General features: G+C 68.9%; 12 protein-coding genes and 1 pseudogene. 4 read left to right on the top strand and 9 right to left on the bottom strand.

The features are described 5' to 3' along the window. Positions 1–41: 41 nt before the first annotated feature. From ACFP2T_RS27765 to ACFP2T_RS27785, 5 genes are all read right to left on the bottom strand, one after another. Positions 42–203: a hypothetical protein gene (locus ACFP2T_RS27765; protein WP_377426584.1), complete on the bottom strand. Its 162-nt coding sequence runs from the start codon at positions 201–203 to the stop codon at positions 42–44. Beyond that, entirely contained in the window at positions 163–732 is a 570-nt protein-coding gene (locus tag ACFP2T_RS27770) for a hypothetical protein (protein WP_377426586.1), read from the bottom strand. Before ACFP2T_RS27770 ends, ACFP2T_RS27765 begins: the two co-directional genes overlap by 41 nt. Before the next feature lie 281 nt (positions 733–1,013). Further along, on the bottom strand, positions 1,014–1,478 hold the full coding sequence (locus ACFP2T_RS27775) for a BTAD domain-containing putative transcriptional regulator (RefSeq protein ID WP_377426589.1): 465 nt from the start codon (positions 1,476–1,478) through the stop codon (positions 1,014–1,016). Continuing rightward, complete coding sequence (locus ACFP2T_RS27780; protein WP_377426592.1) at positions 1,471–3,951, bottom strand: LysM peptidoglycan-binding domain-containing protein; 2,481 nt, start codon at positions 3,949–3,951, stop codon at positions 1,471–1,473. Before ACFP2T_RS27780 ends, ACFP2T_RS27775 begins: the two co-directional genes overlap by 8 nt. Before the next feature lie 244 nt (positions 3,952–4,195). Continuing rightward, the gene (locus tag ACFP2T_RS27785) at positions 4,196–4,654 is read right to left on the bottom strand and encodes a pilus assembly protein TadG-related protein (RefSeq protein ID WP_377426595.1); all 459 of its coding nucleotides are present in this window, start codon (positions 4,652–4,654) and stop codon (positions 4,196–4,198) included. A 328-nt stretch (positions 4,655–4,982) separates the two neighbouring features. Here ACFP2T_RS27785 and ACFP2T_RS27790 point away from each other — a divergent pair, with 328 nt between their 5' ends. The 3 genes from ACFP2T_RS27790 to ACFP2T_RS27800 all read left to right on the top strand — a co-directional run bounded on the left by ACFP2T_RS27790 (position 4,983) and on the right by ACFP2T_RS27800 (position 6,919). Beyond that, entirely contained in the window at positions 4,983–5,117 is a 135-nt protein-coding gene (locus ACFP2T_RS27790; protein ID WP_377426597.1) for a hypothetical protein, read from the top strand. A gap of 13 nt (positions 5,118–5,130) precedes the next feature. Further along, the gene (locus tag ACFP2T_RS27795) at positions 5,131–5,634 is read left to right on the top strand and encodes a hypothetical protein (protein WP_377426598.1); all 504 of its coding nucleotides are present in this window, start codon (positions 5,131–5,133) and stop codon (positions 5,632–5,634) included. 493 nt (positions 5,635–6,127) lie between these two features. After that, positions 6,128–6,919, top strand: a complete 792-nt coding sequence (locus tag ACFP2T_RS27800; RefSeq protein ID WP_377426601.1) for a methyltransferase domain-containing protein — start codon at positions 6,128–6,130, stop codon at positions 6,917–6,919. Between the two features lie 83 nt (positions 6,920–7,002). Here the strand turns inward: ACFP2T_RS27800 and ACFP2T_RS27805 are convergent, their stop codons facing one another. The 4 genes and pseudogenes from ACFP2T_RS27805 to ACFP2T_RS27820 form a co-directional block, all read right to left on the bottom strand. After that, entirely contained in the window at positions 7,003–7,530 is a 528-nt protein-coding gene (locus ACFP2T_RS27805; RefSeq protein WP_377426604.1) for a hypothetical protein, read from the bottom strand. Beyond that, positions 7,527–7,976, bottom strand: a complete 450-nt coding sequence (locus tag ACFP2T_RS27810; RefSeq protein WP_377426606.1) for a TadE/TadG family type IV pilus assembly protein — start codon at positions 7,974–7,976, stop codon at positions 7,527–7,529. The genes ACFP2T_RS27805 and ACFP2T_RS27810 overlap by 4 nt, the downstream gene beginning before the upstream one ends. A 2-nt stretch (positions 7,977–7,978) precedes the next feature. Further along, positions 7,979–8,179: a hypothetical protein gene (locus ACFP2T_RS27815; RefSeq protein ID WP_377426609.1), complete on the bottom strand. Its 201-nt coding sequence runs from the start codon at positions 8,177–8,179 to the stop codon at positions 7,979–7,981. A gap of 32 nt (positions 8,180–8,211) precedes the next feature. After that, positions 8,212–8,655: pseudogene (locus ACFP2T_RS27820) on the bottom strand (type II secretion system F family protein); the annotation flags it as partial. 269 nt (positions 8,656–8,924) lie between these two features. Here ACFP2T_RS27820 and ACFP2T_RS27825 point away from each other — a divergent pair. Beyond that, complete coding sequence (locus ACFP2T_RS27825) at positions 8,925–9,119, top strand: hypothetical protein (RefSeq protein ID WP_377426611.1); 195 nt, start codon at positions 8,925–8,927, stop codon at positions 9,117–9,119. Positions 9,120–9,430: the final 311 nt, after the last annotated feature.

Genomic DNA, 9,430 nt, shown 5'->3' on the forward strand with positions numbered 1-9,430 from the left:
TGCAACTCGATCAAACTGGCTGGCCCGGCAACACCGCCGCTCTACCGCGAATCATCGAGGTTAGCCGTGATGATGCGTTCTGGGTCGAGGTCCGCGGCGAGCAGCGTGGTCAGCCCGTTGTAGTCGGCGGTAGCCGCGAGGCGTGCAGCGATTTCGTCCAGGTCATACACCTGCACGGCGATGTCGGCGGTGGTCGGGTCCACGGCGGTTCTGATCTTGCGGTGCAGCACCTTGGCGATCGCGGCGGTGCGCCGTTGGCGGGCGATCGCGGCCCGGGCTGCCTTCAGGGACTCGTAGATGTCGAGGTTGTCGGCTTTGGCGATGGACCGCGCGGGAGGTGATGACGGGGTGGCAGATCCAGTGGCCGAACACCTCGTAGGCGGGCGGTGTGGGTGGCAGGCCTCCGGTGACGCGTAACCGGTCGCGGCGCTGGTTGCCGGTGTGCATCAACCAGACGAGGTATCCGAGGGCTGACATGCCCGAGAAGAAGCCGCCGACCAGGTGGTCGGGGTGGGCGGCCCAGTTGAAGGTCACGGCCCCGGCGGCGATCGCGGCGGACAGGAGGCGGGACGCGATCGCCTGCTCGCCGAGCCGACGTCGCAGGTCGCTGTTGGCCATCACGACCACACCGCCCAGTTCGAGGGTCGCGACGGCCGGGACCGCGACGATCATCGGAACGCCCAGCGTCTGGACGGCGCCGGTGACCTGTCCGACGAGGGCGACCAGCAGCACCAGGACGTAGAACGCCTGGCGCATCCGGGCGGTGCGTCGGACGGCATTGACCAGGTCAGCATCGAGCACGTCGCGACTCATCGGGAACGTGGCCCGACGACTCGTCGAGCCCACGTGGCGGTCGATTTCCGGCTGGGCGTTCCTACCAGCGGTGGTTGCCGTTGACGGCCGTGCGGCGCCGTTGCGGCTAGCGTTCGCCGCCGGCACGCCATCGCCACCACGCGTGGGCAGATCGTGCGGGCTGCCGCGAGTAGCTTCCGGTGTCGCCGGAGGATGAAGTATCACGGGCGTCGTCCGCCGTCACGGGGATTTCGCTGTCCGGCCGGCCGGCGCTGCCGTAGGCCGGCGATGAGCCGATCCGCGAGGTCGACGGTGTCCTCGCTGGGCTCGGCGTCGATCTCTTCGAGTCGGCGAGTGAGGGTCCTGCGCAAGGCGCGGATCTCGTCGAGGTGTCCCAGCGCGGCGCGGGCGCGCATCGCCTGCTGGTAGATGGGCTCGGCGTACGGGTCGTGACGCATCGCGGCTTCCAGGACGGCCAGAGCTTCCGTCGGGTCTGCGGTCGCGGTGGCTAGGGCGAGGTGGGCGTCGAGGGCCTGGCGGCGGATGCCCTCGCGGTATACCTCGATCCACTCGTAGTCGAAGCCTTCGGCGAGTGCGCCATCGTAGGCGTCGACGGCGCGGCGAAGTGCGGCGGCCCGATCGGCGTCGTTGGTGACCCGCTCGGCGTCGCGCAGCGCGTCACGCATCCGCCATAGGTCCGTGTCGATCGCGTCGCGGTTGAGGGTGTAGCGGCGGGATGGGTGGGTGACGTAGCTGGCGGGCCCGCCGGTGCGGGCGAGAGTTTTGCGCAGCGCGGACACGTAGGTGTGCAGGCGGTGCGGGGCCTTCGATTGCGGGGGCGTCGGGCAGCAGGTCGTCGAGGATGTTGTCCTGTGCCGCGTCGCCGTCGTGGACGACGAGGTAGACCAGCAGTTCGAGGGCTTTAGCCCGCAGCGGCACGGTCGTGTCCCTGTTGACGATGCGGGCGTCACCGAGCACCCGCACCTCGACGCGTCCTCCGGTTGGGGCCGGCTGCTCGCCCGTTTCTGCAACTGCTGGTTCGTCCGCGGGAGCACGATGCGGGTCGTGCGGGCGTGAGACGACGAGAGCGGTGACCCCGGCTGCGGCCGGGACCGGCGCGTCACCGACCAGCAGGGTGCCGTCAGGGTCGCCGTCTGCGGCGCGGTCGGTCTCGTCAATGGGTGGATTGCGGGCCAGGGTCCGTTGCGGATCCTGGCCCGTGCCGGGCGGCGGGGTCTCGGCAGGTGCTGGGGTCGGGCGGTCGCCGGTGTGCGATTCGGCGAGCGTGGCGAGCAGGTCGATCGTCTCCGCCGGGGTGAGGACGCTTAGCCGTCCGATATCGGCGGGATGGGTGCCGTGGCGGGTATGGCCGTCGACAGGGGTGGTGGTGCCGTCGGCTTCAACGACGACGGTGTCGCCGTCGGGCCAGGGGCCGAGGAGGATGCCGTGGATGTCGAGGCGTTGTCCCTGGGCCAGCAGTGCGGCGATCCGGGTGCGTTCGTGGCTGGCCGTCGCGTCGGCGATGAGCAGGATCGGCGGTTGCGGTTCCTCGTAGGGGTCGACGCGGTGCAGTTCGGCGATGGTGTCGACTTGGTGTTGGTAGACCAGGCGGGTGCGGTGCAGGGTCTGCGCTTCGAGGATGTCCAGGGCGTCGTTGAGGCCGCCGGTAACGGTCAGGCGGGGAGTCTGGGGAAGGGCGACGGCGGCGGCGCCCAGCAGGGTGGCGGCGGTCGCTGAGGGGATGACCACCCAGCTGTGTGCGTCGGGGTTGTCCACGCCGCCGGCGGCGAGGGCGGCGGTGAGGAAGCCCCGGCCGGCCGCCTCGCCGCCGGGGCCGGTCAGCCCGAGACCGGCTGGGGGCCAGACCGCAGCCAATGGGTTGTCCAGTGCGGGCACCACCGGCACCGGGTCGCTACTCTGCTCTTCATCGTCGGCGAAGGGTTCCGTGCTGGCCTGGAGATCCTCGGCGGGCGATGCTTGGCCGTCCTCGTCATCGACCAGGAGATGACGGTGTCCGTCACCGGTGCTGATCCCGGCTGGATCCGCTGCGTCGCGGACGTCGAGATCCTCGTAGTCCTCACCTACCCCGTGGCGCAGGCCCCGGCGGATCTGTGTTACCACCGTGGGCATCGGTTCAAGATCGGGATCGTTGGTTCGGGCGTGGACCCCCGGGGGTCGCGGCTGGTAGCGGCGGCGGCGGTGGGCCCAAACCAGGGCGGCGGCTGCCGCGATTGCGAGGGCGAGGCCGAGGTCGAGCCAGCTGCCAGTCAGCAGTGCGATGCCGCGCGGACGTTCCGATTGCGCTGACGGGTTGCTGGCCGGGGCAGGTGTGCTGGCGGCGGGACTGCTCGGTGTGCCGCCTGGTCCCGACGACGGCGCGGGGGTGGTCGGAGCAGTCGGGCCCGCCGCTGTGGGTCCGGTGACGCCGTCATCGCCTGGTCGGTCTGCGGATTGGCTTGGCGGCGGCGAGGCGGTCGCGGGACTGGTGGGCCCAGTCGCCCGCGCGGTCGGTGTCGGCGTCTGCGGGACTTTCGGGGTTTCCTCTGCCGCGGTCGTTGGCGGGTCCGCAGGAGGCTTGGGGCGGGCCGTGGCTGGGGGGATTGCGTCCTCCGGCAGTTCCAGGGTCCAGCCCGGGTAGATGAGATGCGGGCTGGTGAACGTGCCTCCGACCTGGTCAAAGTGGGTGCCCCGGTTCAATGCCCATATCTCGGGCCAGCGGTTGGCGTCTCCGAGCCATTCCTTGGCGATCTCGGAGAGGGTGTCACCACGCCGGACCGTGCAGGTGTAGTTCCGGTCGCCGGCGACGAGGTTGATCTGGCCGGCAACGAGTCGCATCGTCGGCCGATCGGCTTCAGGAGACTTTGTCTGGTGGAGTACGGCAGACGCAGCCAACGGCGCATCAGAGCTGTCTGTCGCCTTCGCCGCTGCCGGGACGGCAACACTGTGTCCCGTGCTGTGTCCCGTGCTGTGTCCCGTGGCGATGGCCGGCTGGGTGAGAGTCGGTGCGGCCTGGGCGGCGGTGGCGAGCACGCCGCCGGTGATGGCGGCTACCAGGAGCGCGGCGAGTCCTCGGGCGGGTGCCATGGCCCTGGGCTGCGGTAGGCGGATGCCGGCCATGGCCTCGGTGATCTCCGCGACCAGTGACCAGATGAATGCCACCCAGGCCACCCAGAGCAGGCACACGACGTGTTGCCGAGCATCGTGTCGGTCAGTGGTGACGTCAGGGCTGTGCCGACGTCGTGCCAGGCAGGGAGCTGGCGGGGCAACGGCCAGCCGACGTATCGGATGAGCGCGTATGGCACGCCGACGGTGAGCAGGGCCAGGAGCGCGAGTCCGGCCAGCCGGCGGCCCATGGCGGCGAGGAGTGCGAGCACTGGAACTCCCGGTCGTGCGAGAGGTCTGGTCAGGACGGTGCGGTGACGCCGGTCAGGGGTGTGGCGGTCGCGGTCGCGGACACCGCCAGTCCGGTGATTCCGACGATGTGCAGCAACTGGGTCTGTCGAATGCCGGTGATGGTCACGGTGACGGTGGTCGCGGAGGCGGACGCGGTGACCTGCCCTTCGACATTGGCTTGCTGGGCGAACGTCCGCGCCGCGGCTGCGGCTTGGGCGGGCTGGAGTTGGACGGTGCCGGTGGCGCGGTAGGTGGCGAGGTCGATCTCGCGGGCGCCGGCCCGGGCTGCGCCCTGGGCGACGTCGAGCAGCCGGACCTTGTCGGACATCCCCAGGCCCAGATCGAGGACCAGGCCGGCGAGGACCAGGACGATGACGACGCCGACGATCGTCCACGGCGTAATCTGGCCACGGTCATCCCGATGGACCCGCCGCAGGCGGGTACGCAGTCGGGTACGCAGTCGGCTCATGGCACCGAGGTCGGAAGTCTCACGAGTTCCTTCCGGGCCTGAGTGTATTAAGCACGCAGAAGACCTGGTCACTGCGGTCCTGCCCTCACGCGGTCGAGTTTCGACGAATCATCAGGTTTCGTGACTTGTTGTCGCTGCTGGATGTGGCCGACGGATTCGTGCAGTGAGGCAGTTGTGGGTCTAGCGGTGGTGGGGTCGATTGACGCGCCACCCCGGCCGCGTATCGCATCCGAACTGGAGGACTTCGCGCGGGAGTTGGTCGACCAGCACGCGCTGGCGTCGGCTGGCGCGGGAGATCACCGACCGCCACATCACCGAGGAGCGGCACGTGGCGTTCGAGTTCATCCGGTTCCTGCGTCGCCCGGTGTGGACGTGCCTCGACCTGCTCGGGTTGCCCGTCCAGGCCAGCAGTGCGACAAGCGTCGACCATCCAGATCTGGACAGCGGCCGTCACACTGGTTGAATGAGCAGCACCGATGACCTTGGGGACGGCGATGGACCGCGATGACCGTCCGCTCGAGGAATTGCCGCTCCGCCAAGCCGCACTGGACATGGTGAAGGACAGCCCCGAGGGGCGCTCTCTCAAGAGGAAACTCGAAGCCTTCGACGAACTCGATGACCTAGCAAAGAAGAAGGCTGCCCAGGACATCCGCGAAGACATCGCCGGCATCGTCGCTTGCGCGATTACCGAAGAACACCACCGCACCGAGATGCTGGACGCGCTCGTCAACTTCAGGAATGACCCCAGCGTCGCCACGTCCGACCCATCCGAGATGCAGGACCAGCACCCGCTTGTGGCCGGAGTCCTGGACATCGCGCAGGACATACTCGCGGAACTGGGAAAAGAAGCGTTGATCGAGGCACTGCTCCCCGGCGCGCACCTCCTCCTCCCGCCCAACGACTTCGTGAAAAGCCTCTTCACGGCCGTGGAGATGCTCGAGATCGCGGAAGATCCCACCGACCCGCCGTGGTGGCGCTGACCCCTCGGCCGTACCCGGCGCCCGGCCATGACCTCAGGTCCCGAACCCAAGCCCTGCGTCACGCCCATCACACACCACCCGTACTCGGGTTCGCCACAGAAGGTGCTTCAGAAGTCCCGAACCTGAGAGCTCTTGTCAGAGCCCGTACCTGTTCCTCACCCGCCACACCGGCAGCCGCCAGGAGCAGGCCAGCGCACGCTGGATCTGGCTGACCCCCGGCCCCGGCCTCTCGGCCGCAGCCGTCCGCGAGGACCGCATCCTCGACGAAGCCATCGCCACCGGCGGCGACGTCCGCCGCATCGCCGACCTGTTCGGGCTGAGCATCCAAGCCGGCACCCGCTACACCGCCACCATCGAGCACCCGGCCCTCACCAGTCCGACCGCGAACCCCGACTCCGACACCGGCTGACCCGCCGAACCTAAGAGCCTGGCCTTCACACAACCCCCACAACATCACCCCCACGCCAAGCCGTGACTGCGATCTCCTGCTCCCATGACCCCGTCCAGCAGTACCCTGCGCGCCGCCGACCAGATCACCTACCTCGATCAAGCAGCCGCCAGTTATCCGGGTCGCCGATACAAGCAGCAGCTTCTTGCGGCGCTGGACCTGTGCCCAGGCCATGTGGTGCTCGACGTCGGGTGCGGACCCGGAACCGACCTGCCCGCGCTGGCCGCCGCAGTCGGAGACGGCGGAGCCGTCATCGGCATCGATCACGACCCCGCCATGCTGAAACAAGCCCAGCACCGGTCCACAACGCACCCACAGGTGACCGTGCGATCCGGCGATGCCCACGCCCTGCCACTCGACGACGCCAGCATCGACCGCGCACGCACCGATCGGGTGCTGCAACACCTCGCCGACCCCCGCCAGGCACTGGCCGAACTGCGACGAGTCGTACGCCCCGGCGGCCTGGTCGCACTGGCCGAGCCAGACTGGGACACCCTCGCCATCGACGCCCCCGACAGCGCGACAAGCCGGGGCTACACCCGCTACATCGTCAGCGACGTGGTGCGCAACGCCGACATCGGACGGCAACTCGGCCGGCTCCTCACCGACGCCGGCTTCGAAGTCGCCTCCATCGAGGCCACCGTCGCCATGTTCCACGATTACCAGGCCGCAAACGACATCCTGCGGATGCCGGCGGTCGTTCAGCGCGCGTGGCAGTCCGGAGCCCTCGACGAGAACACAGCCCGAGCCTGGCTCACCAGCCTGACCAACGGCCCATTCCTCGCCGCCTTTACGTTCTTCACCGCCATCGGCCGCGTCCCCACCACGAACAGCTAGAAGACAGCGACTGCCATTCCAGCCAGCCTGGCTGACGCTCTCGCCAACGCCGGTTCCGGAACCGAGGCACACCCACACGCTCATCACGCGTCACCCACCCTCGGGTTCGTGCTCCAAGTACCTTCAGTAATCCCGAACCCGAGAGCTCTCCCGATGTAACGGTCGACGGGCTGCGACGCCGTACCCTGCAAGGTCATGGCGCCGGGCAGGCCCAGCCCGAAAAGGTCTTCCAGGTGGACGGTGCAGACCACCGTGACGGAGACCTGACCGCCCGGGGCCATGTCGCCGGTATTCACGCTGGTGGTGTGCGGTAGGCAGGTCATTTTTCGACCCTGCAGGGTCGCGGCGGCGGCATCCTGCCCACCCGCGACCGCTCCGGCCGGGGTCCGGGCAAGGGACGCCTGTCGGGCCGCCGCCGCAGCGGCGGCGTGCACGTCGCTGTCGGCCGAGACCAACCGCAGGCAGGCGATGATGGCCAGCGCGGCCAAGACCATCAACGGCATGTAGGTCAGCGCGATCTCGGTACTCACCGAGCCCTCATCGCCCCGCAGTCTCGCCAGGCTGCAGGCGAACGGGCCTTCGGGATTGGCTGGCGCGTGGGCCGTACTCATCGGCGGCCTTCCCCTTGTGCGGCGAGTCCCAGCGTGTCGAGTTCGGGGCGGAACCGCTCGACCGGCGCACTCACCATCGTCGACACGCCGAGGCTGAGGAACGGCACGACCGGCGGCGCGGTGGCGCTGATCTGGACGGTGGCGGTGTCGGCCGTGCGAGTCACGTCGATCTGCCGGTCGCTGACGAGGCTGCCTGCGATCTGGGTGAGGACGGCGTTGGCGTCCGCCTGCCCGGCAGCGACGGTGCCGCCCTCGACCCGGGTCGTCTGCAAGGCGTGGTTGGCCGCGTGCTGGACGGCGAGTTGGGCAACGCCCCAGGTCGCGAACTGCACCCCGAGGAGCACGAGCAGCATGAGCAGCGGGGCGTAGAGCACCACCTCGGTGGTGACCGATCCCTGGTCGCCGCCGAGGTGGTGCCGATGTCGGCGTGGGCGTATGGCGGCCATCGTTACAGGGTGATGCCGCTGATCTTCGTGATGATCTTGGATTGGAAGATCGCGTACACGCCGGCGACGAGCAGGACCAGGAACGCGATCCACAGCACCTTCTCCGTGGTCTCGGAACCCCGGTCTCCGCTGTCACGCAGGCGGCGGATCCGGTCGGTCGGGGTGAGGTGGACCAGGGTCAGTAGGGCGAGTGCTTTGGGCACGGAGTACTCCTTCTGTATCGGATCGGCCAGATTTAGAAGGTGTCGATGGCGGCGACCGCCGGGTAGAGGAGGAACAGCATGTAGCCGATCGCGAGGAGCATCACCGGCATGCTCATGCGCTCGGTCGCGGAGTTGGCCTTGGCTTCCAGCGCGTTGGCTTGGTGGGCGCGCATGGTGGCGGCGCGGATACTCAGCGAGGTGCGGATCCGGGCGCCTTCGGTCCCGGCGAGGCTCATGGTCGCGGCCAGTTCCTGCAGCTCGATGACGCCGGTCTCCTCGCCGAGTTGGCCGAGGGACTGCCAGGGCGGCACCCGGAGCAGCCGGGCGGTGGCGACCGCGTGGTTCAGGCGAGCGGCGGCGCCGCCGTTGGTGTCGGCGCAGGCGTCGTCGAGGGCCTGCTCCAGTCCGGCGCCGCCGGCCAGGGAGATGACGACCAGGTCGAGCACCGCCGACAGGGCGTACCTGAGTCGCGTACGCGTCCCGGACCTTCGAACTCCTGCCAGCCGCGACGCCGCGCGGCCCCGATCCCCCGGCGATCTCCGCACCCATTAACAGCTCGGCGCTGCCACGTCGGGCTGCTGGCATCTTCATCTACATCCTGATCGCCGCGGGCATCTTCTGGGCCACCGCCACCACGGCCCAGTGGTCCGGGCGCGGCCTGGCCCAGGACCAGGCACGCAACCTGGACCGCCTGCCGCGGATCATTCTCGACACCAACGAAAGGCTGTACCTGCGCGACCCCGTCGTGCAGGAGTCGCTCCTGCCCGAGTCGGAGGGCCAGCGGTTCCACTACCGCTACCGGCGGCTGCGGCTACTCATCATGGGCCGCGACCGCATGTTCCTTGTCCCCGAGAAATGGACCGCGAGCAATTCCACGCTCGTGGTACCGATGGACGGCTCCGTGCGCGTGCAGTTCCAGTTCCAGAACCAAGCACCCTGAAACAGCTTCTACGCCGATGAGCGCTGCATCCCGGCCCGGCGAAGACCGACGCCCGCGACGCCTACGTCATCGCTGACGCGTGGGCTGTGGCCCCCGACGGACGTCCGCTTCACCGGAGGCCGCCTCGTCAAGACCGCACGCCAAGAACTGCTCCGATGGCTCGCTGAGCACGGTCTTCGTCCAACAGCTCCCTACTAGACAAAGCCTCGCGAGCCGTTCATTCGGACAGTTCCAATACCCGATGTCACCATTAGCCTCGATGATTCGCGGTAGAGCGGCGGTGTTGCCGGGCCAGCCAGTTTGATCGAGTT

Source organism: Plantactinospora solaniradicis, from assembly GCF_042658085.1.
Classification (GTDB): Bacteria; Actinomycetota; Actinomycetes; order Mycobacteriales; family Micromonosporaceae; genus Plantactinospora; species Plantactinospora solaniradicis.